The organism is Pantoea sp. JKS000250, from assembly GCF_003201065.1.
In the GTDB taxonomy this organism is placed as follows: domain Bacteria; phylum Pseudomonadota; class Gammaproteobacteria; order Enterobacterales; family Enterobacteriaceae; genus Pantoea; species Pantoea vagans.
On the sequence record NZ_QICZ01000001.1, the window covers coordinates 2,192,710 to 2,215,669 of the forward strand.

Annotated in this window: 20 protein-coding genes; 19 read left to right on the top strand and 1 reads right to left on the bottom strand. The window is 55.1% G+C overall.

Annotated features, from left to right (window positions below):
• Positions 1-83 precede the first annotated feature (83 nt).
• Together qseB and qseC are read left to right on the top strand one after the other, a co-directional pair.
• Positions 84-755 carry a quorum sensing response regulator transcription factor QseB gene (gene qseB, locus BY447_RS10530; RefSeq protein WP_110331095.1) on the top strand — a complete coding sequence of 224 codons (672 nt, stop codon included), beginning with the start codon at positions 84-86 and terminating at the stop codon, positions 753-755.
• A complete protein-coding gene (qseC, locus tag BY447_RS10535) occupies positions 743-2,098 on the top strand; it encodes a quorum sensing histidine kinase QseC (protein WP_110331096.1) in 1,356 nt (451 codons plus the stop codon). Before qseB ends, qseC begins: the two co-directional genes overlap by 13 nt.
• Before the next feature lie 15 nt (positions 2,099-2,113).
• Here the strand turns inward: qseC and kup are convergent, their stop codons facing one another.
• Entirely contained in the window at positions 2,114-3,982 is a 1,869-nt protein-coding gene (gene kup, locus BY447_RS10540) for a low affinity potassium transporter Kup (protein ID WP_013359553.1), read from the bottom strand.
• A 290-nt stretch (positions 3,983-4,272) separates the two neighbouring features.
• Between kup and ravA the strand changes: the two genes are divergently transcribed.
• From ravA to glmU, 17 genes are all read left to right on the top strand, one after another.
• The gene (gene ravA / locus BY447_RS10545; RefSeq protein ID WP_110331930.1) at positions 4,273-5,769 is read left to right on the top strand and encodes an ATPase RavA; all 1,497 of its coding nucleotides are present in this window, start codon (positions 4,273-4,275) and stop codon (positions 5,767-5,769) included.
• Positions 5,766-7,226, top strand: a complete 1,461-nt coding sequence (viaA, locus tag BY447_RS10550; protein ID WP_033784340.1) for an ATPase RavA stimulator ViaA — start codon at positions 5,766-5,768, stop codon at positions 7,224-7,226. Before ravA ends, viaA begins: the two co-directional genes overlap by 4 nt.
• A gap of 71 nt (positions 7,227-7,297) precedes the next feature.
• Positions 7,298-9,436: a 5-histidylcysteine sulfoxide synthase gene (gene ovoA, locus BY447_RS10555; RefSeq protein ID WP_199226927.1), complete on the top strand. Its 2,139-nt coding sequence runs from the start codon at positions 7,298-7,300 to the stop codon at positions 9,434-9,436.
• A 104-nt stretch (positions 9,437-9,540) separates the two neighbouring features.
• Positions 9,541-10,002, top strand: a complete 462-nt coding sequence (gene asnC / locus BY447_RS10560) for a transcriptional regulator AsnC (RefSeq protein ID WP_013359557.1) — start codon at positions 9,541-9,543, stop codon at positions 10,000-10,002.
• A 154-nt stretch (positions 10,003-10,156) separates the two neighbouring features.
• A complete protein-coding gene (gene mioC, locus BY447_RS10565; protein ID WP_110331098.1) occupies positions 10,157-10,597 on the top strand; it encodes an FMN-binding protein MioC in 441 nt (146 codons plus the stop codon).
• A gap of 432 nt (positions 10,598-11,029) precedes the next feature.
• On the top strand, positions 11,030-12,919 hold the full coding sequence (mnmG, locus tag BY447_RS10570; RefSeq protein ID WP_110331099.1) for a tRNA uridine-5-carboxymethylaminomethyl(34) synthesis enzyme MnmG: 1,890 nt from the start codon (positions 11,030-11,032) through the stop codon (positions 12,917-12,919).
• Positions 12,920-12,966: 47 nt separating this feature from the next.
• Positions 12,967-13,590 (top strand): 16S rRNA (guanine(527)-N(7))-methyltransferase RsmG, encoded by a 624-nt coding sequence (gene rsmG, locus BY447_RS10575; protein ID WP_110331100.1) that lies wholly within the window; start codon positions 12,967-12,969, stop codon positions 13,588-13,590.
• A 704-nt stretch (positions 13,591-14,294) separates the two neighbouring features.
• Positions 14,295-14,675, top strand: a complete 381-nt coding sequence (gene atpI / locus BY447_RS10580) for a F0F1 ATP synthase subunit I (protein WP_013359561.1) — start codon at positions 14,295-14,297, stop codon at positions 14,673-14,675.
• Between the two features lie 8 nt (positions 14,676-14,683).
• A complete protein-coding gene (gene atpB, locus BY447_RS10585; protein WP_003849506.1) occupies positions 14,684-15,502 on the top strand; it encodes a F0F1 ATP synthase subunit A in 819 nt (272 codons plus the stop codon).
• Positions 15,503-15,607: 105 nt separating this feature from the next.
• Positions 15,608-15,847: a F0F1 ATP synthase subunit C gene (atpE, locus tag BY447_RS10590; protein ID WP_003849523.1), complete on the top strand. Its 240-nt coding sequence runs from the start codon at positions 15,608-15,610 to the stop codon at positions 15,845-15,847.
• A 107-nt stretch (positions 15,848-15,954) separates the two neighbouring features.
• The gene (atpF, locus tag BY447_RS10595; protein WP_003849528.1) at positions 15,955-16,425 is read left to right on the top strand and encodes a F0F1 ATP synthase subunit B; all 471 of its coding nucleotides are present in this window, start codon (positions 15,955-15,957) and stop codon (positions 16,423-16,425) included.
• Positions 16,426-16,439: 14 nt separating this feature from the next.
• Positions 16,440-16,973: a F0F1 ATP synthase subunit delta gene (gene atpH, locus BY447_RS10600; protein WP_033784344.1), complete on the top strand. Its 534-nt coding sequence runs from the start codon at positions 16,440-16,442 to the stop codon at positions 16,971-16,973.
• A 14-nt stretch (positions 16,974-16,987) separates the two neighbouring features.
• A complete protein-coding gene (atpA, locus tag BY447_RS10605; RefSeq protein WP_003849532.1) occupies positions 16,988-18,529 on the top strand; it encodes a F0F1 ATP synthase subunit alpha in 1,542 nt (513 codons plus the stop codon).
• 52 nt (positions 18,530-18,581) lie between these two features.
• Positions 18,582-19,448: a F0F1 ATP synthase subunit gamma gene (gene atpG / locus BY447_RS10610; RefSeq protein WP_003849534.1), complete on the top strand. Its 867-nt coding sequence runs from the start codon at positions 18,582-18,584 to the stop codon at positions 19,446-19,448.
• 30 nt (positions 19,449-19,478) lie between these two features.
• Positions 19,479-20,876 carry a F0F1 ATP synthase subunit beta gene (gene atpD / locus BY447_RS10615; RefSeq protein WP_008926373.1) on the top strand — a complete coding sequence of 466 codons (1,398 nt, stop codon included), beginning with the start codon at positions 19,479-19,481 and terminating at the stop codon, positions 20,874-20,876.
• A gap of 24 nt (positions 20,877-20,900) precedes the next feature.
• A complete protein-coding gene (locus BY447_RS10620) occupies positions 20,901-21,320 on the top strand; it encodes a F0F1 ATP synthase subunit epsilon (RefSeq protein WP_008926374.1) in 420 nt (139 codons plus the stop codon).
• Between the two features lie 160 nt (positions 21,321-21,480).
• Positions 21,481-22,851 carry a bifunctional UDP-N-acetylglucosamine diphosphorylase/glucosamine-1-phosphate N-acetyltransferase GlmU gene (gene glmU, locus BY447_RS10625; RefSeq protein ID WP_110331101.1) on the top strand — a complete coding sequence of 457 codons (1,371 nt, stop codon included), beginning with the start codon at positions 21,481-21,483 and terminating at the stop codon, positions 22,849-22,851.
• Positions 22,852-22,960: the final 109 nt, after the last annotated feature.

Sequence of the window (22,960 nt, forward strand, 5' to 3'; positions counted from 1 at the left end):
GAAAAATAAGCCATTTTCGCCGAAATCAGCTGTACAGTGAGGAAGTTGCTTCGTATAAAACGCTATCGGAACAGGGAGACGTGATGCGTATTTTACTGATTGAAGACGATCGCTTAATTGGCGACGGTATCAAAGCGGGGCTGAGTAAACTGGGCTTCAGCGTTGACTGGTTTACGTCTGGTGAGGCGGGCTGTAACGCGCTGGAGGCCGCGCCCTGGGATGCGGTGATCCTGGACCTTTCTCTGCCTGAGCGGGATGGACTCGATATCCTGCGGCAGTGGCGGCAGCAGGGAAATGATGTGCCGGTCCTGATACTGACTGCCCGCGATGCGCTCGATCAGCGGGTTGAAGGCCTGCAGATGGGAGCCGATGACTATCTGTGCAAGCCCTTTGCCTTAACCGAAGTGGCCGCGCGCTTACAGGCGCTAATCCGCCGCCGTCACGGTCAGCTGCAGCCCGAACTCCGTCACGGTAACGTGGTACTGGTCCCCGGCAGTCACAGTGTGATGCGCGAGGGCGAGACGATTGAGCTGAAAAGCCGTGAACTGGCGCTGCTGGAACTCTTTATGCGCAACCCGGGCCGGGTGCTGACGCGCAGCCAGCTGGAAGAGAAGCTCTACAGCTGGGATGCCGACGTCTCCAGCAACGCGGTAGAAGTGCATATCCATCATCTGCGTAAAAAGCTGGGCAGCGCGTTTATCCGCACGCTGCACGGCGTCGGTTATACCCTGGGAGCCGCTGAATGCGATCAATGAGCCTGTTTCTGCGGCTGGGCCTCGGTTTCGTGCTGCTGCTCGGCCTCTGCTGGGCCAGTGCCAGCCTGAGTGCCTGGCATCAGACCCGTGAAACCCTTGATGAGCTGTTTGATACCCAGCAGATGCTGCTGGCCAAGCGCCTGCTGACGCTGGATTTCTCTTCGCTGGACAACACCACATTGCCCCGAACCAAAGCGATGCTGCGGCACCATCGTGGCGATCAGGATGACGATGCCCTGGCCTTTGCTGTCTTCACACGTGACGGCAGGCAGGTGATGAATGATGGCGATAATGGCCGCTATCTGCCGTTTGAGGCGGACTATCAGGGATTTCATGAAGGACAGCTCACCAATGATGACGATCGCTGGCGGTTTGTCTGGCTGACCACGCCGGATCAGAAGTTCCGGGTAGTCGTCGGTCAGGAGTCGGAATACCGCGACGACATAACACAGGATCTGATGAAAGCCAGTATGCTGCCCTGGCTGATCGCGCTGCCGTTTATGCTACTGTTGCTCATCGGACTGGTCTGGTCTGAACTGCGACCGCTGAAGACGCTGGCGCAGCAGCTGGCACAGCGCGCGCCTGATGACGATACGCCGCTGCAGGCAGACCGCGTGCCGAAAGAGGTACAGCCGCTGATGATGGCGCTCAATGGCCTGTTCAGCCGCATCAGCGCCATGATGCAGCGTGAACGTCGCTTTACCTCCGATGCCGCACATGAGCTGCGCAGTCCGCTGGCCGCTCTGCAGGTGCAAAGCGAAGTGATCCAGCTGACGGCGGATGACGAAGTAATGCGAACCCATGCGCTGCAACAGCTGGATGCCGGCATTGCACGCGCTACGCGGCTGGTGGATCAGCTGCTGACGCTTTCGCGGGTTGAAGCCGATGATGCACGCAGCGCCTTCGAACCGGTGGCGCTGAAACGCACGGTGCAGGAGACGCTCGCCGCACAATTACCGCTGGCGGATAAAACCGGCGTCACGCTGCGGCTGCACGCGGAGGCCGATCCACAGATTCAGGGTCATCCGCTGCTACTGTCACTGCTGGTGCGGAATCTGCTGGATAACGCCATTCGCTATACGCCTGCGGGCAGCGAAGTCGATGTGCGGTTGCAGGCAAACAGCCTGTCGATAGAGGATAACGGTGAGGGTCTGAGTGCTGCCGACCTGCAACGGCTCGGTGAGCGTTTCTGGCGACCGCCAGGTCAGGAGAAGAGCGGGAGCGGGCTGGGATTATCGATAGTGCGTAATATTGCCCAGTTGCATGGGATGCAGGTTACGTTCAGCCAGCGACCCGGCGGCGGCTTGTGCGTCACGCTACGCTGGTCAGCGCCCGCCCCGTAAGGCGGGCGCTGCCAATCAAATCTCGACCTGGGTGCCCAGCTCAATCACGCGGTTTGGCGGGATCTCAAACTGGTCTGGCGCACGGAGCGCATTGCGCTGCAGCGCCAGGAAGAGTTTGCCGCGCAGGCGCAGATACCACGGCCGTTTGCCGATGATCAGCGACTCATGCGACATAAAGAACGAGGTCTCCATCATGCGGCAGTTAAGTCCTTCCAGCCCGCAACGGTGGAAAATCTCCTCAACGTTTGGCGTCTCACGCCAGCCATAGCTTGCCACCACCCGCCAGAAGGTCGGCGACAGCTGCTCAATGGTGACACGACGCACGTTGTGCACGTAAGGTGCATCTTCAGTACGCAACGTCAGCAGCACGACCCGCTCATGCAACACTTTGTTGTGCTTGAGGTTGTGAAGCATGGCAAACGGAATCACATTCAGGGCACGTGACATATAGACCGCCGTGCCCGGCACGCGAACCGGTGGCGATTTCTCCAGCGACGCGATCATCGCCTCCAGGGAGTTACCATGTTCGTGCATACGGCGCAGCAGACGGAAACGTTCGCTTTTCCACGTCGTCATAATGATAAACATCACCAGGCCGAGACAGAGCGGCAGCCAGCCACCAGAGAAAATTTTCACCAGGTTGGCGGTAAACAGCGGCACGTCAATGCAGAGCATCAGCACCAGGATGACGGCGACCGCCAGCTTGTTCCAGTGCCAGTTTTTAACCGCCACGGTGCAGGAGAGCATTGCCGTCAGCACCATGGTGCCGGTCACCGCAATACCGTAGGCCGCAGCCAGATTACTTGAATGCTCAAAGCTGATAATCACAATCAGCACGGCGAAGTAGAGCACCCAGTTGATCACCGGAATATAAATCTGGCCCGATTCGCGCTCAGAAGTGTGGATGATACGCATCCCCGGCAGATAACCCAGTCGCACCGCCTGACGCGTCAGCGAGAAGACACCGGAGATCACCGCCTGTGAAGCGATAACGGTGGCCAGCGTTGCCAGAATCAGCATCGGGATCAGCGCCCAGTCCGGAGCCAGCAGGAAGAAGGGGTTTTTAATTGCTTTAGGATCGCTGAGTAACAGCGCGCCCTGACCAAAGTAGTTCAGCACCAGCGACGGCAGCACCACCGAGAACCAGGCCAGCCGAATCGGCACTTTACCGAAGTGCCCCATATCGGCATAAAGCGCCTCGACCCCGGTAATTGCCAGCACAACTGCACCGAGGGCGAAGAACGAAACGGACTTATAGTGCAGGAAGAATTCCACCGCATAGGCAGGATTCAGCGCATGCAGTACGTCCGGGTTCCGCATGATGCCCATGACACCCAGGATCGCCAGCACCAGAAACCAGACCAGCATTACCGGCGCGAAGAGTTTGCCCACCATACCGGTGCCATGCTTCTGAATGGCAAACAGCAGCGTCAGCACCGCAATCGACATCGGCACAATAAAGGGATCCAGCGACGGCGCGGCAATCTCAAGGCCTTCGATGGCGGACATCACCGAAATGGCTGGCGTAATTACCACCTCTCCATAGAAGAAGCTGCCACCAATCAGGCCCATGATCACCAGCACCGCCGTGGCGCGTGCACCGGTATGGCGACCTGCCAGCGACATCAGGGTCAGAATCCCGCCTTCCCCGGCGTTGTCGGCACGCATCACATAACTGATGTACTTCAGTGAGACCACCAGCACCAGCAGCCAGAAAATCAGCGACAGAAAGCCAAATACCGCCTCCCGCTCAACGCCGAAGCCAAACTGTCCGGAGAGACATTCACGCAAGGTATACAGCGGACTGGTGCCGATATCCCCGTAAACAACACCAATAGCGGCCAGCGTTAATCCGCGAAGTGACTGCTTATTATCCGAGCTCATAGAGTTATCTTTTGTTGGAGTCTAAGAGGTGCAAAAACCCCTCGCTCAGGCCATCAAAAAGCGCACAGTATGCACGGTTTAACGAAAATTCCTATACCCGCTTCGCCTCGCGGTCAGGGTAACGGGGTTATTTCAGACAATAAATTGTCATCCGGCACCACTTTAAAACAGGCAAACCTTCTGAAACAAAAAAGCTGACAGCTATCAACGCTTTCACGCATGATGATCTATAGAGTAAGGCGCTTGCTTAAGCGCGGCGGCCCGACGATCGTAAGGACATTGATGTGATTATGGCTCAACCCCATCTTTTGGCAGAAAGAATTTCTCGCCTTAGCAATGCGTTAGAAAAAGGATTATATGAACGGCACCATGCCATTCGCCTTTGCCTGCTGGCCGCGCTGAGCGGTGAAAGCGTGTTTCTGCTGGGACCGCCGGGCATCGCCAAGAGCCTGATTGCCCGCCGCCTTAAATATGCCTTTCAGCACGCCCGCGCCTTTGAATATCTGATGACCCGTTTCTCCACGCCGGAAGAAGTGTTTGGCCCGCTCTCCATTCAGGCACTGAAAGACGAAGGACGCTACCAGCGTCTCACTAAAGGGTATCTGCCCGACGCCGAGATTGTTTTTCTGGATGAGATCTGGAAAGCCGGCCCGGCGATTCTGAATACCCTGCTGACCGCTATCAATGAACGCCGCTTCCGCAATGGTGACAGCGAAGAGACCATCCCGATGCGGCTGCTGGTTACCGCCTCCAACGAACTGCCGGAAGCGGATAGTGGCCTTGAGGCGCTCTATGATCGAATGCTGATCCGCCTGTGGCTGGATAACGTGCATGAGAAGCAGAACTTTCGCAGCATGCTGACCCACCAGCAGGATGAGCACACCAATCCTGTCGCGGAATCCCTGCGCATCAGTGATGAAGAGTATGCGCAGTGGCAGCTCGGCATCAGCCAGGTCAGCCTGCCCGATGCCGTCTTTGAGCTGATTTATCAGCTGCGTCAGCAACTGGAGAGCCAGCCTGCCGCACCTTACATTTCCGATCGTCGCTGGAAAAAAGCCATCCATCTGCTGCAGGCCAGCGCCTTCTACAGCGGTCGCAATACCATTGCCCCGATAGACCTGATCCTGCTGAAAGATTGCCTCTGGCACGACGTCGCCTCCATGCAGCTGCTGGAACGAGAAATCGATCAGCTGATGACGCAGCACGCCTGGCAGCAGCTGCCAATGCTGCTGAAACTGCAGCAGATCAAAGCGCGTCGTCTGGCTCTGCAACAGCAGCAGAGCATCGCGCAGGCGATCACTCTGGAAAGACACAGCGGCATGTTCAGCCGCAAGCCCCATTACGATCTGCCGGAAAGCTTTACCGATGAGCAACTGACGCTGATGCTGCAAAAGCCGCTGATGCTGCATGACATGCAGGTAAGCCATATTGTGATTGCGCGTGATGCCCTGAATCAGTGGCTGCAGAAAGGCGGTGAGGTTCGCGGCAAGCTCAATGGGATTGGCTTTGCACAAAGCCTGGATTTACAGGTGGATGCGCAGCACTGCCTGGCTATCCGTGATGTGAGCCTGCAATCGTCACGTCTGATGCTGCCAGGCGTCAGCAACAGCGAGCCGTTGCCCGGTGAAATCACCGAAGCACTGGATGCGCTGGAAAGTGAGCTGCGGTCGCAGCGTCATCTGTTCAGCCAGCATCAGCGCTGCCTGTTTATCAGTGATGACTGGCTGGCGCGGGTCGAAACCAGCCTGCAGGATGTGGCAGAACAGCTGAAACAGGCGCGTAAATGATCTCAGTCGAGACGCTGAGCACGCTGCTCTCAGTGGGTGAGACCGAACTGATTGAAGAGCTGATTATTGCCCTGCTGGCGTCCCCACAGCTGGCGCTGTTTTTTGAAAAATTCCCCGGACTGAAAAAAGCGCTGCTGCGCGATGTGCCACGCTGGCGAGCGGAGATTAGTGCTGAACTCAAAGACACGCCGGTTCCGGCCACGCTGGCCGAAGAGTTTCAGCTGTTCCAGCGCATCCAGCTCCTCAGCGATCGTGAATTCAGCCAGCAGCTGACTGCCACACTTGAGGCGCTTCAAAGCCTGCCGTCTCCTTTTCTTGATGAAGCTAACCGGCTGCTGCAACACACCGATATCGGGCATCTCAGCAGCGCGCAGCACCAGCTTTTTTTACAGCGCTGGCGGCTGAGCCTGACCTTACAGACTCTGACGCTGAATCAGGATTTGCTGGAGCAGCAGCGCGAACGCCTGCTGGCGGAACTGCAGCAGCGCATGGCACTGAGCGGTCAGCTGGCTCCGATTCTCAGTGACGATGATGAAGCCGCCGCTGGCCGGCTGTGGGACATGAGCAAAGCGTCACTGCAGCCCGGCGATTATCAGCTGATGCTGCAATATGGCGACTTTCTGGCGCAGCAACCGGAGCTGCTGAAGCTGGCCCAGCAGCTGGGTCGCAGCCGCGAGGCAAAATCGGTGCCGTCACAGGATGCCCCGATGGAAGCTTTTCATCATCTGGTGCAGGAGCCTGCATCCGTGCCGGAAGAGGTCAGCGGCATTCATCAGAGCGATGACGTGCTGCGACTGTTACCGCCGGAGTTAGCCGCGCTGAGCATCAGCGAACTGGAGCTGGAATTTTACCGGCGGCTGGTCGAGAAACGGCTGCTGACCTATAAGCTGCAGGGCGATGCCTGGCATGAAAAGGTGACGATGCGTCCGGCCAGCCACCAGCAGCATGAAGAGCAGCCGCGCGGGCCGTTTATCGTCTGCGTGGATACCTCCGGTTCGATGGGTGGCTTTAATGAGCGTTGCGCTAAAGCCTTTTGTCTGGCACTGCTGAAGGTCGCGCTGGCCGATCGCCGTCGCTGCTACATCATGCTGTTTGCGCATGAGGTGATTGGCTATGAGCTGACCGGTGAGGACGGACTGGAGCAGGCGATTCGCTTTCTGAGCCAGCGTTTCCGTGGCGGCACCGATCTGGCCGCCTGTCTCTCTTCGGTTGTCACCCGAATGGAAGGCGCACTGTGGGAGGAAGCCGATGCGGTGATCGTTTCCGATTTTATTGCCCAGCGTCTGCCGGAAGAGGTCATCGGGGCGATCAAAAAGCGCCAGCGACATAATCAGCAACGTTTTCACGCCGTGGCAATGTCGGCCCACGGGAAACCAGGTATTCTGCGCATCTTCGACCATATCTGGCGCTTCGACACCGGCATGAAAAGCCGCCTGCTGCGCCACTGGCGCCGTTAAGTCATCTTGCAGAAATGCTTATTTGCTATAGTGAATTACCGTTTCACTTACTCAGCAATCTGGAGCTTCCTGTGACGCTTGCTCAACCCCATCGCGATCTGCCAGCACCGACGCGGACGTTAATGCTCTCCGGCCAGAACATAGAACAAAAACGTGCCGAATTGCTGGCCTATTTTCATCAGACCTGGGAACAGTATGAAAGTCTGTTCACCTGTCTGGCCGATTCACAGGCCTGGTTTACCAAAGCCATTCCGCTGCGCCATCCATTAATCTTCTATTTTGGTCACACCGCCACCTTCTACATTAATAAGCTGATGGCCGGACGCCTCATTGATGCGCGTCTGGACGATCGTATCGAAGCGATGATGGCGATTGGTGTGGACGAGATGAGCTGGGACGATCTCAACGACAGTCACTATGACTGGCCTACCATTGATGAAGTCCGTGAATACCGCGGACGCGTTAAAGCGCTGGTCAGCGATCTGATCCAGACCCTACCGCTCACGCTGCCGATCAGCTGGGAGAGCCCGGCCTGGGTGATCCTGATGGGCATTGAGCATGAGCGTATTCATCTGGAAACCTCCAGCGTGCTGATCCGCCAGTTACCGATTGAGTGGGTCAGACCGCAGGCCGCATGGCCGGTCTGTCCAATGGCGCGCCATCAGCGCGAAGCTGTTCCGGCCAATGCCCTGCTGCCGATGCCAGGCGGCACCGTCACGCTGGGTAAAACCGACGATACCTACGGCTGGGATAATGAATATGGCCGCCAGCAGGTTACGCTGCAGCCGTTCCAGGCGAGCAAAATGCTGGTCAGCAATGCGGAATTCATGGCGTTCGTTGATGCGGGCGGTTATCAGGATGCCCGCTGGTGGGATGATGAAGGCTGGGGCTGGTGTCAGTTTGCCAAAGCAGAGATGCCCACTTTCTGGGTCGGCACGCCTGCGATGCCCGATCAGCTTAAACTGCGTCTGATGTGTGAAGAAGTGGCGATGCCGTGGGACTGGCCTGCCGAGGTCAATCAGCTGGAAGCGGCGGCTTTCTGCCGCTGGAAAGCGGAACAGACCGGTATGAGCGTTCAGCTCCCCTGTGAAGCGGAGTGGGCTCAGCTGCGCGAACAGGTCGCGGGCGATCAGCCGGACTGGGAACCGGCGCCAGGCAACATTAACCTGGCGTACTGGGCGTCCTCATCGCCGGTGGATCTCTTCGCTCAGGGCGCGTTCTTCGATATCGTCGGTAACGTCTGGCAATGGACGACCACGCCGACCAATGGCTTTGAAGGCTTCAAAGTTCACCCGCTTTACGATGATTTCTCTACCCCGACCTTCGATGGCAAACATTCCCTGATCAAAGGCGGCAGCTGGATCTCGACCGGCAATGAGGCGCTGAAATCGGCACGCTATGCGTTCCGCCGCCACTTCTTCCAGCACGCCGGTTTCCGCTACGTGGTGTCCAGCCATCAGGAAACCATGGCGCTGAACCCGTATGAATCCGACGCGATGGTGTCGCAGTACCTCGACTTCCAGTATGGCCCGCGCTATTTCGGCGTGGATAACTATGCCGAGAGCCTGGTGAAGCTGGCGCTGAATTACACCTCAGCCCGTGGTGATGCCCTGGATATCGGCTGTGCCACCGGACGCGCCAGTTTCGAACTGGCTCGCCACTTTGAGCGCGTTACCGGAATGGACTACTCGGCACGCTTCATCGACGTGGCGCTGCAGCTGGCCAGCGGCGAAGACTTCCGCTATCTGCTGCCTCAGGAAGGCGATCTGGTGGAGTATCGGCAGGTTCGCCTGAAAGATTTTGCGCTGGAGAGTGAACTGGCACAGCGGATTCAGTTTGTTCAGGGCGACGCCTGTAACCTGAAGCCGCAGCCGGGTCGTTACGATCTGGTACTCGCCTCCAACCTGATCGACCGCCTGCGCCAGCCTGCTCGTTTCCTGCGGGATGTCACGCCGATGCTGCGTCAGGGCGGCATCCTGCTGCTCTCATCGCCTTATACCTGGCTGGAGGATTTCACGCCGAAGGAGAACTGGCTGGGCGGCGTGCGTGAAAATGGTGAGGCGCTGACGACGCTGCAGGCACTGCAGCGTCTGCTGGCAGCCGACTTCGAACTGGTCGGTGAACCGCAGGATAAACCCTTTGTAATCCGCGAAACGGCCCGCAAATTCCAGCACACGCTGGCGCAGGTCACCGTCTGGCGCAAACGCTAAGTGAACCGGCAGCGGCGCCCGTCGCTGCCGGTAGTTGCCTGAACCGCTATTTTGCTGCACATTCACCCTTGTTTACTTAAAGCAGACCAATAACGAGGATGGCCATGGCCGAACATCTGCAGCTCGATAACCTGGATCGCGGCATTCTGAATGCCCTGCTGGATAATGCGCGCACCGCTTACGCCGAGCTGGCAAAACAGTTTAATGTCAGCCCCGGCACCATTCATGTGCGGGTGGAAAAGATGAAGCAGGCGGGCATTATCCTGGGCACCCGGGTTGATATCGATCCGCGTCAACTGGGGTTTGATGTCTGCTGTTTTATCGGCATCATCCTCAAGAGCGCACGAGACTATCCGGCGGCGCTGAGCAAACTGGAGGCGCTGGATGAAGTGGTTGAGGCCTGGTACACCACCGGCCACTACAGCATCTTTATTAAAGTGATGTGCCGGTCAATCGACGCTCTGCAACAGGTGCTGATCAACAAGATCCAGACCATCGATGAAATTCAGTCGACAGAAACCCTGATCTCGCTGCAAAACCCGATCATGCGTACTATCAAGCCCTGATCCATCCCGCCTTGTGCATAATCTTATCCCTGACGAATGTAGCGGCTGACAACGGCTGCGTTCGCTTCTTCTGATCTATTAACCCTGTTGTCCACAGGTGGATCACTGCTTGATCACAGCGTACAATGCTCGCCTTAATCTCCGGGAGAGCAAGATGGCCGATATTACCTTAATCAGTGGCAGTACCTTGGGTAGCGCAGAGTATGTGGCTGAACATCTGGAAGAAAAATTACAGGAAGCGGGCTTCTCAACGCAGATGCTGCATGGCCCGGAGCTGGATGAGCTGCCGCAGGAGGGTATCTGGCTGGTGGTCTGCTCAACCCACGGTGCAGGGGATATTCCCGACAATCTGCTGCCACTGTTCGAAGCCATCCGTGACAGCCAGCCCGATCTCTCTCAGGTCCGGTTTGGTGCGATTGGACTCGGCAATCATGAATATGATCTCTTTTGTGGCGCGATCCGCCAGATAGAAGCGCTGTTAATTGCTCAGGGTGCCCGTCAGATCGGCGATCGCCTGGAGATTGACGTGCTGGAGCATGAGATCCCTGAAGATCCGGCGGAAGCCTGGCTGGAAAGCTGGAAAAAGGCGATCTGAATGGGGCTGGGGATCGCGAAATAGTCACGATCCCCAGTGGAAGATGCTGATTTTATCCTTTTCCTCTCGTTTATTTTGTGGATAACTACCCTATTTTACCGCGTATAACCGGTAGTTATCCAAAGAACAACGGCAGAATGATTTTTGAGCTGTGGATAACATGGCGTTTTGATCCCAGCTTATACGGATCAGGATCACCGATCACTCACAGGTAGTGATCCTCTTCATCCCGTTGTTTCTGCAATGCTTCTGGCACATATCCACAGAAAGCAGGGATCCTAATAAGAGATCTAACAGAAAGATCATATACAGATCTAAGATCCTTTCTTTTAAAACCGGACGATCCCGCGGCTTTCACCCCAGACGGAATTTGAGTAGAATCCACGCCCCAGGACGACGATCCTGCAAGTTCATCAACCGAGGTACCACTTCATGTTTTATCAGGATCCTTTTGACGTCATCGTAATTGGTGGTGGTCATGCGGGCACCGAAGCCGCAATGGCGGCAGCCCGAATGGGTCAGCAAACCCTGTTACTCACCCATAACATTGATACGCTTGGACAAATGTCCTGTAACCCGGCGATTGGTGGTATTGGCAAAGGACATTTGGTGAAGGAAGTGGATGCCCTGGGTGGTCTGATGGCCAGTGCGATTGACCAGGCGGGTATTCAGTTCAGGATACTAAACGCCAGTAAAGGCCCGGCAGTACGGGCGACCCGTGCTCAGGCCGATCGCGTGCTCTATCGCCAGGCGGTGCGTACGGCACTGGAGAATCAGCCCAATCTGATGATCTTCCAGCAGGCGGTCGACGATCTTATCGTGGAAAACGATCGTGTCGTGGGTGCCGTCACTCAGATGGGACTGAAGTTCCGCGCGAAAACCGTCGTTCTTACCGTCGGAACATTCCTTGACGGCAAAATTCATATCGGTCTGGACAACTACAGCGGCGGTCGCGCTGGCGATCCCCCGTCTATTCCACTGGCAAAACGACTGCGGGCGCTGCCGCTGCGGGTAAACCGCCTCAAGACCGGTACGCCACCGCGTATCGATGCGCGCACCATCGACTTTTCAGTGCTCAGCCCGCAGCACGGTGATAACCCGATGCCGGTCTTCTCGTTTATGGGCAATGCCTCTCAGCATCCGCAGCAGGTGCCGTGCTGGATCACGCATACCAACGAGAAAACCCATGAGGTGATCCGCAATAACCTGGATCGCAGCCCGATGTACGCCGGGATCATTGAAGGGATCGGCCCACGCTACTGCCCGTCGATCGAAGACAAAGTGATGCGTTTTGCCGATCGCAACTCGCATCAGATCTTCCTGGAGCCGGAAGGGCTGACCAGCAATGAGATCTACCCGAACGGTATCTCGACCAGTCTGCCTTTTGATGTGCAGATTCAGATCGTCCGGTCGATGCAGGGCATGGAGAATGCGAAGATCGTGCGTCCGGGCTATGCCATCGAGTATGACTTCTTCGATCCGCGCGATCTCAAACCGACGCTGGAAAGTAAATTCATTCACGGCCTGTTCTTTGCCGGACAGATCAACGGCACAACCGGCTACGAAGAAGCGGCTGCGCAGGGAATGCTGGCCGGTCTGAATGCGGCCCGTCAGTCTGCCGACAAAGAGGGCTGGGCACCACGCCGCGATCAGGCTTATCTCGGCGTACTGGTGGATGACCTCTGCACACTTGGCACCAAAGAGCCGTACCGGATGTTTACCTCCCGTGCGGAATACCGCCTGATGCTGCGCGAAGACAATGCTGACCTGCGCCTGACCGAAACCGGCCGTGAACTGGGCCTGGTGGATGATGCGCGCTGGGCGCGTTTCAATCAGAAGCTGGAAGCGATTGAACAGGAGCGTCAGCGCCTGCGCGATATCTGGGTTCATCCGAAGTCAGAGCATGTGACCGAAGTGAACACGGTACTCAGCGCGCCGCTGACTAAAGAAGTGAGCGGTGAAGATTTGCTGCGCCGTCCTGAGCTGACCTATCTGAAGCTGATGACGCTGGATGCCTTTGGTCCGGCACTGGCTGATGAACAGGCCGCTGAGCAGGTTGAGATTCAGGTCAAATATGAAGGCTATATCGCGCGTCAGCAGGAAGAGATCGATCGGCAGCTGCGTCATGAGAATACGCTGCTCCCGGTGGAGCTCGACTACCGTCAGGTGAATGGCCTCTCGAACGAGGTGATCGCCAAGCTGAACGATCACAAACCCGTGTCGATTGGTCAGGCAACGCGTATTTCCGGCATTACTCCGGCGGCCATCTCAATACTGCTGATCTATCTGAAAAAACAGGGTCTGCTGCGCAAAAGCGCCTGATCTGAAACGGGGCGAGGCGACTCGCCCCCGCTGAATGGACTTATGCTGTGATTAACACACTCACGTCGCTGCTAAAGGCAGCCGGTATTTCCCTCTCCGATCAACAAAAACAGCAGCTGGTTGCCTATGTCGGCCTGCTGGATAAGTGGAACAAAGCCTACAATCTGACATCCGTGCGCGATCCGCAGCAGATGCTGGTTCGCCATATCCTCGACAGCATTGTGGTGGCGCCGCATCTGAAAGGTTCGCGTTTCATTGATGTCGGCACCGGTCCCGGTCTGCCTGGCATTCCGCTGGCTATCGTGATGCCCGATGCGCATTTTACGCTGCTCGACAGTCTGGGCAAGCGGGTGCGCTTCCTGCGTCAGGTTCAGCATGAGTTAGGACTCACTAACATTACTCCGGTACAGAGCCGGGTTGAGGCGTTTCCGGCTGAGCCACCTTTTGATGGCGTCATCAGCCGTGCATTCGCCTCGCTGACCGACATGGTGAACTGGTGTCACCATCTGCCTGGCGGGGAAGGGCGCTTTTATGCGCTCAAAGGTGTCCGTCCGGACGATGAAATGGCTGAGTTACCCGCTGGCTATCTCTCCGATGCAGTGATAAAGCTGCAGGTGCCTAAGCTGGAAGGTGACCGTCATCTGGTCATTATTCGTCACCAGCAGGCCTGAGTTTCCAGAAATTTAACGCTTATCTGCCAGGATTTTTATCAGGGTATGGATGAAAAAAGTGCAGATGATGCGCTATCAATAAAAGATTTTGATTAAGCCCTGGCTGAGCGAAGGTTAAAAACGGAGACGGAAATTATCCGAAAAGCTCTGTTACATTTAACGTTTAATTCACATTCAGTTATCAGAAATATCACTTGTATAGGCGGGTCGCGGAATAAAAGTAGTCACGCCGGAAAATATATCGTGGTAATAACTTTGCGTACGTAATATCAATTTCACGATTCTCATGCACAGTTCGATGTCAATAGCGTGTTTTCTGTGAAAATAGTCTTGCGGACACATTTTTTTAATTTCAATATTCTGATTTTAAAGGATTAATCTGTTTTGCAGATTGTTCTTAAATAGACCGCAGATAAAACTCAATGTCGTGTGAGTGCTTATTATGTGATCTAAAGCACGCTTTAAAAGCAAGATGCGAGTGAATTTTCAGTCAGATTCGGGTGAATCTCTGCAGGGTAATCTTTGGAAAAATAGCCATCCGGAAAGAAATTTAAATAATTGTTCACCTTTTCGCTACTTACCGATTGAAATCGCAGGTGCGGCCCGTATAATTTGCACGGCTTTTGCTGCTTGACTCAACTGCGCAAAGGCAGTCTTATACGACACGCGACATACCCCTAACGGGGCAGGAGAGTATCAGCGTCATGTCAGTGTCTCTTTACAGTGTAAAATTCGCCCGAACGGTGCTGATGATTCAGCTGGTGACGATAGTCATCATCGGCGGACTCTTTGCTGTTAAAGATGTCACCTGGGGTGTCTCTGCTCTTGCTGGCGGAGCGGCAGCCTGGCTGCCAAACGTATTGTTTTTGTTTTTAGCCTGGCGCCTGCAGGGGCAACCCCCCGCTTCGGGGCGAGTCGCGTGGAGCTTCGCTTTAGGTGAAATTGCTAAAGTGTTTGCGACCATCATTTTGCTCATTGTGGCGTTGGGTCTGTTCGGGGCGGTCTTCTGGCCGGTCGGAATAACCTGGTTATCGGTGCTGGTGGTTCAAATGCTGGCACCGGCGGTAATTAACAACAAAGGGTAAGAGGCATCATGGCTGCAGGAGAAATCTCTACTCCGCAAGAGTACATTGGTCACCACCTGACTCATCTTCAGTTGGACCTGCGTACCTTCGAGTTAGTGAATCCGCACGACGCTCCCGCGACGTTCTGGGTATTAAATATCGATTCCATGTTTTTCTCTATGGTGCTGGGAATCATCTTCCTGGTGTTGTTCCGTAGCGTGGCGAAGTCTGCTACCAGCGGTGTACCAGGGAAAATGCAGGCGGCTATCGAACTGGTTGTCGGTTTCGTTGATAGTAACGTGCGCGACATGTATCACGGTAAGAGCAAACTTATCGCCCCGCTGGCTCTGACAATTTTTGTCTGGGTCTTCCTGATGAACTTCATGGATCTGCTGCCAATCGACCTGCTGCCATATATTGGTGAGCACGTATTGGGGTTACCGGCGCTGCGCGTCGTACCGTCTGCAGACGTGAACATCACGCTATCTATGGCGTTGGGCGTATTTATTTTGATTCTGTTCTACAGCATCAAAATGAAAGGCATTGGCGGCTTCACGAAAGAGCTGACGCTGCAGCCTTTTAACCACCCGATCTTCATCCCGATCAACCTGATTCTGGAAGGTGTAAGCCTTCTGTCTAAGCCTGTGTCACTGGGTTTACGACTGTTCGGTAACATGTATGCGGGTGAACTGATCTTTATCCTTATTGCCGGTCTGTTGCCGTGGTGGTCGCAGTGGGTGCTGAATGTGCCGTGGGCCATTTTCCACATCCTGATCATTTCGCTACAGGCTTTCATTTTCATGGTCCTCACGATTGTCTATCTGTCGATGGCATCTGAAGAGCATTGATTTTTTTCTCAACACTACTTTCCCTCTTGATTCCGGGTTGCAGCGTACTCCGCTGAAGCCCGGAAGATGAAGGGAGCATTTAACTGAAACAAACTGGAGACTGTCATGGAAAACCTGAATATGGATCTGCTGTACATGGCTGCCGCTGTGATGATGGGCCTGGCGGCAATCGGTGCTGCGATCGGTATCGGCATCCTCGGAGGAAAATTCCTGGAAGGCGCTGCTCGTCAGCCTGACCTGATTCCTCTGCTGCGTACGCAGTTCTTTGTTGTAATGGGTCTGGTGGATGCAATCCCGATGATCGCTGTTGGTCTGGGTCTATACGTGATGTTTGCTGTCGCCTAAAGCCCTGTGTTCACTCAGCGCACAATGTGCAGGGGTGAACGGATTCTGCCGCTTATCACAACGATAACGGCAGAAAAGTTAAATACTCAATCTAGAGGCATTGTGCTGTGAACATTAATGCAACAATCCTCGGCCAGGCTATCGCGTTCATCCTGTTTGTCGCGTTCTGCATGAAGTACGTATGGCCGCCGCTCATGGCTGCTATCGAAAAGCGCCAGAAAGAAATTGCTGAAGGCCTTGCTTCTGCTGAACGTGCAAAGAAAGATTTGGATCTCGCGCAGGCTAATGCGACCGACCAGCTGAAAAAAGCCAAAGAAGACGCTCAGGTCATTATCGAGCAAGCGAACAAGCGTCGCGCGCAGATTCTGGACGAAGCGAAAACCGAAGCTGAAAACGAACGTAATCGCATCGTGACACAAGCGCAGGCTGAAATTGATGCCGAACGTAAACGTGCACGTGAAGAACTGCGTAAGCAGGTTGCGTTGCTGGCTATGGCTGGCGCCGAGAAGATCATCGAACGCTCCGTGGATGAAGCTGCTAACAGCGACATCGTTGATAAACTGGTCGCTGAACTGTAAGGAGGGAGGGGCTGATGTCTGATCTGATTACTGTAGCTCGCCCCTACGCCAAAGCAGCTTTTGACTTTGCTGTTGAGCATCAAAGTATAGAACGCTGGCAACAGATGCTGGCGTTTGCCGCAGAAGTGGCTCGCAATGAACAGATGGCTGATCTTCTCTCCGGTGCATTAGCACCTGAAGCGCTGGCAGCGTCGTTTAACGCAGTCTGTGGCGATCAACTGGATGAACCCGCGCAGAACCTGATTAAGGTTATGGCGGAAAACGGACGTTTGACAGCGCTTCCGGCTGTACTGGCCCAATACATCGAACTGCGTGACGCTCATGAAGCCACCGCTGAAGTTGATGTTATCTCCGCCAGTACGCTGAGTGACGACCAGCTGAGTAAAATCAGCGCCGCGATGGAAAAACGTCTGTCACGCAAAGTTAAGCTGAATTGCAAAATTGATAAGTCTGTGATGGCAGGCGTGATCATCCGTTCGGGTGATCTGGTTATTGATGGCAGCGTACGCGGCCGTCTTGACCGTCTGGCTGACGTCTTGCAGTCTTAAGGGGACTGGAGCATATGCAACTGAATTCCACCGAAATCAGCGAACTGATCAAGCAGCGCATTGCTCAGTTCAATGTCGTGAGTGAAGCTCACAACGAAGGTACGATTGTTTCTGTAAGTGACGGTATCATCCGCGTACACGGCCTGGCCGATGTGATGCAGGGTGAGATGATTGCCCTGCCGGGTAACCGTTACGCCATCGCCCTGAACCTCGAGCGTGACTCGGTTGGTGCAGTGGTGATGGGTCCTTACGCTGACCTCGCCGAAGGCATGAAGGTTAAGTGTACTGGCCGTATTCTTGAAGTACCGGTAGGCCGTGGCCTGCTGGGCCGCGTGGTGAACACCCTGGGTGCGCCAATCGACGGTAAAGGCGCAATCGACAACGACGGTTTCTCACCGGTCGAAGTGATTGCACCTGGCGTTATCGATCGTCAGTCAGTCGACCAGCCGGTTCAGACCGGTTATAAGTCGGTCGATGCGATGATTCCAATCGGCCGTGGCCAGCGTGAGCTGATCATCGGTGACCGTCAGACCGGTAAAACCGCGATGGCGATCGATGCGATCATCAACCAGCGCGACTCAGGCATCAAGTGTGTCTATGTTGCGATTGGTCAGAAAGCCTCAACCATCTCTAACGTGGTTCGTAAGCTGGAAGAGCATGGCGCACTGCAGAACACCATCGTTGTTGTGGCGTCTGCTTCTGAATCAGCTGCACTGCAGTATCTCTCTCCGTACGCAGGTTGTGCGATGGGCGAATACTTCCGTGACCGTGGTGAAGACGCGCTGATCGTATACGATGACCTCTCCAAGCAGGCTATCGCTTACCGTCAAATCTCTCTGCTGCTGCGTCGTCCACCAGGCCGTGAAGCGTTCCCTGGCGACGTGTTCTATCTCCACTCCCGTCTGCTGGAACGTGCATCACGCGTAAGCGCTGATTATGTAGAGCGTTTCACCAATGGCGCAGTGACAGGTAAAACCGGTTCACTGACCGCGCTGCCGATCATCGAAACCCAGGCGGGCGACGTTTCTGCGTTCGTTCCGACCAACGTAATCTCGATTACTGATGGTCAGATCTTCCTGGAATCGAACCTGTTTAACTCCGGTATTCGTCCGGCCGTTAACCCAGGTATTTCGGTATCCCGCGTTGGTGGTGCTGCACAGACCAAGATCATCAAGAAACTGTCCGGTGGTATCCGTACCGCGCTGGCACAGTATCGTGAACTGGCGGCGTTCTCGCAGTTCGCATCTGATCTGGATGATGCCACCCGCAAACAGCTGAGCCATGGTCAGAAAGTGACCGAGCTGCTGAAGCAGAAACAGTATGCGCCGATGTCTGTCGCGCAGCAGGGTCTGGTTCTGTTCGCTGCAGAGCGTGGCTACCTGAACGACGTTGAACTGGCAAAAATTGGCAGCTTCGAAGCTGCACTGCTGGCCTTCGCCGATCGCGACCACGCTGAGCTGATGGCTGAAATCAACCAGTCGGGTAACTTTAACAACGATATCGAAGCGAAGCTGAAAGGCCTGATCGATACGTTTAAAGCAACCCAGTCCTGGTAATGTCTGGCGGCTTGTCTGAAAAGGCAGGCCGCAAGGCTTTGAGGAGAAGCTAATGGCCGGCGCAAAAGAGATACGAAGCAAGATTGGAAGCGTGAAAAACACGCAGAAGATCACCAAAGCGATGGAAATGGTCGCCGCCTCCAAGATGCGTAAAACGCAGGAACGCATGGCGGCCAGCCGTCCGTATGCAGACACCATGCGCAAAGTGATTGGTCACCTTGCGTTGGGTAATCTGGAATACAAGCACCCTTACCTGGAACAGCGCGACGTCAAGCGCGTCGGCTACCTGGTCGTTTCTACAGACCGCGGGCTTTGTGGTGGTTTGAACATTAACCTGTTCAAAAAATTACTGGCGGATATGAAGTCCTGGTCCGATAAAGGCGTGCAGAGCGATCTATCGATTATCGGTTCAAAAGGGGCGTCATTCTTCAGTGCTGTGGGTGGCAACATTGTGGCGCAAGTCAGCGGCATGGGCGATAAACCTGCCCTGTCTGATCTGATTGGCCCGGTAAAAGTGATGTTGCAGGCTTATGATGAAGGCCGCATCGACAAACTGATGATCGTCAGTAACAAGTTCAATAACACCATGTCTCAGACTCCGACCATCACCCAACTGCTGCCGTTAGCGCCAGCGGAAGGTGAAGAAGAGATGAAGGCGAAGACCTGGGATTACCTGTACGAACCCGATCCGAAAGCGCTGCTGGATACCCTGCTGCGTCGTTATGTCGAATCGCAGGTTTATCAGGGTGTGGTGGAAAATCTGGCCAGTGAGCAGGCTGCACGTATGGTGGCGATGAAAGCCGCAACCGACAACGGCGGAAATCTGATCAAAGAGCTGCAGTTGGTATACAACAAAGCTCGTCAGGCCAGCATCACCCAGGAACTTACCGAGATCGTCTCGGGGGCCTCCGCGGTTTAACCAGGTTTGGAATTAGGTAGAGGATTCAAGATGGCAACTGGAAAGATTGTCCAGATTATCGGCGCCGTTGTTGACGTCGAATTCCCTCAGGACGCGGTACCGCAAGTGTACAGCGCCCTTGAGGTAATGAATGGTGATGCGCGTCTGGTGCTGGAAGTACAGCAGCAGCTCGGCGGCGGCGTAGTTCGTACCATCGCAATGGGGACGTCTGACGGCCTGAAGCGTGGTCTGAACGTCAACGACCTGCAGAAACCTATTCAGGTTCCGGTCGGTAAAGCGACCCTGGGCCGTATCATGAACGTTCTCGGCGAGCCAATCGACATGAAAGGCGAGCTGAAAGAAGAAGACGGCAGTGCAGTAGAGATCGCCTCTATTCACCGCGCAGCGCCTTCTTATGAAGATCAGTCTAACTCGCAGGAACTGCTGGAAACCGGCATCAAGGTTATCGACCTGATGTGTCCGTTTGCTAAAGGCGGTAAAGTGGGTCTGTTCGGTGGTGCGGGTGTCGGTAAAACCGTCAACATGATGGAACTGATCCGTAACATCGCGGCTGAACACTCAGGTTACTCTGTGTTTGCCGGTGTGGGTGAGCGTACTCGTGAGGGTAACGACTTCTACCACGAAATGACTGACTCAAACGTTATCGATAAAGTTGCGCTGGTCTATGGCCAGATGAACGAGCCGCCGGGTAACCGTCTGCGCGTTGCACTGACCGGTCTGACCATGGCAGAAAAATTCCGTGATGAAGGCCGCGACGTTCTGCTGTTCATCGATAACATCTACCGTTATACCCTGGCCGGTACAGAAGTTTCTGCACTGCTGGGTCGTATGCCATCTGCGGTAGGTTACCAGCCAACGCTGGCAGAAGAGATGGGCGTGTTGCAGGAGCGTATTACCTCCACCAAGACCGGTTCAATCACCTCCGTACAGGCCGTTTACGTCCCTGCGGATGACCTGACTGACCCGTCACCAGCAACCACCTTTGCGCACTTAGACTCAACGGTAACGCTGAGCCGTCAGATCGCTTCTCTGGGTATCTACCCGGCCGTTGACCCGCTGGATTCTACCAGCCGTCAGCTGGATCCGCTGGTTGTCGGTCAGGAACACTATGATGTTGCGCGTGGCGTTCAGTCACTGCTGCAGCGTTATCAGGAACTGAAAGACATCATCGCCATCCTCGGTATGGATGAGCTGTCTGAAGAAGACAAACTGCTGGTGGCACGTGCGCGTAAAATTCAGCGCTTCCTGTCTCAGCCGTTCTTCGTTGCGGAAGTATTCACCGGTTCACCGGGTAAATACGTTACGCTGAAAGACACTATCCGTGGCTTTAAAGGCATCATGGAAGGTGAGTTTGACCACCTGCCAGAGCAGGCCTTCTACATGGTTGGTGCCATCGAAGAAGCCGTGGAAAAAGCGAAGAAACTGTAATAACGGTTTCCCGGGAGGAAGATTATGGCTATGACTTATCACCTGGATGTGGTCAGCGCAGAGGAGCAGTTGTTCTCTGGTCTGGTACAGAAAATTCAGGTGTCAGGTAGCGAAGGTGAACTGGGGATTTTCCCTGGCCATGCGCCGCTGCTGACTGCCATTAAGCCTGGAATGATCCGTATCGTGAAACAGCACGGCGAAGAGGAGTATATCTACCTCTCTGGCGGCGTGCTGGAAGTGCAACCGGGCAGCAGCACCGTTTTGGCCGATACCGCGATTCGCGGTACCGATCTGGACGAAGCGCGAGCTCTGGAAGCAAAACGCAAAGCAGAAGAGCACATGAACAGCAGCCACGGCGACGTGGACTACGCTCAGGCCTCTGCCGAGCTGGCGAAAGCCATTGCTAAACTGCGCGTGATCGAACTGACCAAAAAAGCGATGTAATCCAGCTTTATGCGTCACGAAATGCCAGCCCTCGGGCTGGCATTTTTTTTGCCTGCGGTGCCCGATCTGCCCGTCCGCCTAATTTCGGCCTGAGAAAAATGTAGTAATCTCAACCCCAAACCGTTTTACTTTCACCCGTAAAAATTCACTCAGGATAGTTATGTCTAACAGTGCGATGAGTGTGGTGATCCTTGCTGCTGGCAAGGGCACCCGTATGTATTCCGATCTGCCTAAAGTTCTGCATACGCTGGCAGGCAAACCGATGGTTCAGCACGTCATTGATGCCGCCAAAGGGCTGGGCGCACAGCAGGTGCATCTGGTCTATGGTCACGGCGGCGATCGCCTGAAAGCGACACTTACCGACAGCACGCTGAACTGGGTACTGCAGTCTGAGCAGCTCGGCACTGGCCATGCCATGCAGCAGGCCGCGCCTGCCTTCGCCGATGATGAAGATATCATGATGCTCTATGGCGACGTGCCGCTGATCTCTCAGGCGACATTACAGCGTCTGCGCGAAGCAAAACCGCAGGGCGGCATTGGCTTACTTACCGTGGTACTGGACGACCCGACCGGCTATGGCCGCATCGTGCGTGAGAACGATACCATCACCGGCATTATCGAACAGAAAGATGCCAGCCCGGCGCAGCTCATGATTAAAGAGATCAACACCGGTATTCTGATCGCCAACGGCGGCGATTTAAAACGCTGGCTGTCACAGCTCACCAATAACAATGCGCAGGGTGAGTATTACATTACCGATATTATCGCGCTGGCACATCAGGAAGGTCGGGTGATCAACGCGGTTCATCCGGCACGCATCAGTGAAACCGATGGCGTGAATAACCGTCTGCAGCTGGCGACATTAGAACGCACATACCAGGCTGAACAGGCCGAAAAACTGCTGCTGGCCGGCGTGATGCTGCGCGATCCGGCACGGTTTGATCTGCGCGGGACGCTGGCGCATGGACGGGATGTCGAAATCGACACCAACGTTATTATTGAAGGCCGGGTCACGCTGGGCTCGCGCGTCAAAATCGGCGCGGGCTGCATCATCAAAAACAGCGTGATCGGCGATGATTGTGAAATCAGCCCCTATACGGTGATCGAGGATGCTCATCTCGCTACCGCCTGTACCGTCGGACCCTTTGCCCGTCTGCGTCCTGGCAGCGATTTGGCCGACGCTGCGCACGTGGGCAACTTCGTCGAAATGAAGAAAGCGCGTCTGGGCAAGGGATCGAAAGCGGGCCACCTCTCCTATCTTGGCGATGCGGAGATTGGCGACAACGTGAACATCGGTGCAGGCACTATCACCTGCAACTATGATGGCGCGAACAAATTCAAAACCGTGATTGGCGATGACGTATTTGTAGGCTCAGATACGCAGCTGGTGGCTCCGGTCAGCGTCGCGGCAGGTGCTACCATTGCGGCAGGCACCACCATCATGAAAGATGTGACCGAAGCCGGTCTGGTCTATAACCGTAAAGAGCAGAATCACAAAGCGGACTGGCAGCGTCCGGTGAAGAAAAAATAAAATTTTTAACGGCCCGCTTTATGCGGGCCGATGCAGTGCAGTGCCAAAACTATAATCCCCACTCTCTACAAGGCTCGGGGAACCGGCAAAGCCGGATATCAGGTCGCAT

What these genes read in the sequence shown, in the direction of transcription:
- viaA (WP_033784340.1), top strand. Translation starts at nt 5,766, where the DNA reads ATGATCTCAGTCGAGACGCTGAGCACGCTGCTCTCAGTGGGTGAGACC.
- asnC (WP_013359557.1), top strand. Translation starts at nt 9,541, where the DNA reads ATGGCCGAACATCTGCAGCTCGATAACCTGGATCGCGGCATTCTGAAT.
- atpD (WP_008926373.1), top strand. Translation starts at nt 19,479, where the DNA reads ATGGCAACTGGAAAGATTGTCCAGATTATCGGCGCCGTTGTTGACGTC.
- mioC (WP_110331098.1), top strand. Translation starts at nt 10,157, where the DNA reads ATGGCCGATATTACCTTAATCAGTGGCAGTACCTTGGGTAGCGCAGAG.
- atpH (WP_033784344.1), top strand. Translation starts at nt 16,440, where the DNA reads ATGTCTGATCTGATTACTGTAGCTCGCCCCTACGCCAAAGCAGCTTTT.
- mnmG (WP_110331099.1), top strand. Translation starts at nt 11,030, where the DNA reads ATGTTTTATCAGGATCCTTTTGACGTCATCGTAATTGGTGGTGGTCAT.
- atpA (WP_003849532.1), top strand. Translation starts at nt 16,988, where the DNA reads ATGCAACTGAATTCCACCGAAATCAGCGAACTGATCAAGCAGCGCATT.
- atpB (WP_003849506.1), top strand. Translation starts at nt 14,684, where the DNA reads ATGGCTGCAGGAGAAATCTCTACTCCGCAAGAGTACATTGGTCACCAC.
- qseB (WP_110331095.1), top strand. Translation starts at nt 84, where the DNA reads ATGCGTATTTTACTGATTGAAGACGATCGCTTAATTGGCGACGGTATC.
- glmU (WP_110331101.1), top strand. Translation starts at nt 21,481, where the DNA reads ATGTCTAACAGTGCGATGAGTGTGGTGATCCTTGCTGCTGGCAAGGGC.
- ravA (WP_110331930.1), top strand. Translation starts at nt 4,273, where the DNA reads ATGGCTCAACCCCATCTTTTGGCAGAAAGAATTTCTCGCCTTAGCAAT.
- BY447_RS10620 (WP_008926374.1), top strand. Translation starts at nt 20,901, where the DNA reads ATGGCTATGACTTATCACCTGGATGTGGTCAGCGCAGAGGAGCAGTTG.
- kup (WP_013359553.1), bottom strand. Translation starts at nt 3,982, where the DNA reads ATGAGCTCGGATAATAAGCAGTCACTTCGCGGATTAACGCTGGCCGCT.
- atpG (WP_003849534.1), top strand. Translation starts at nt 18,582, where the DNA reads ATGGCCGGCGCAAAAGAGATACGAAGCAAGATTGGAAGCGTGAAAAAC.
- atpI (WP_013359561.1), top strand. Translation starts at nt 14,295, where the DNA reads ATGTCAGTGTCTCTTTACAGTGTAAAATTCGCCCGAACGGTGCTGATG.
- atpE (WP_003849523.1), top strand. Translation starts at nt 15,608, where the DNA reads ATGGAAAACCTGAATATGGATCTGCTGTACATGGCTGCCGCTGTGATG.
- qseC (WP_110331096.1), top strand. Translation starts at nt 743, where the DNA reads ATGCGATCAATGAGCCTGTTTCTGCGGCTGGGCCTCGGTTTCGTGCTG.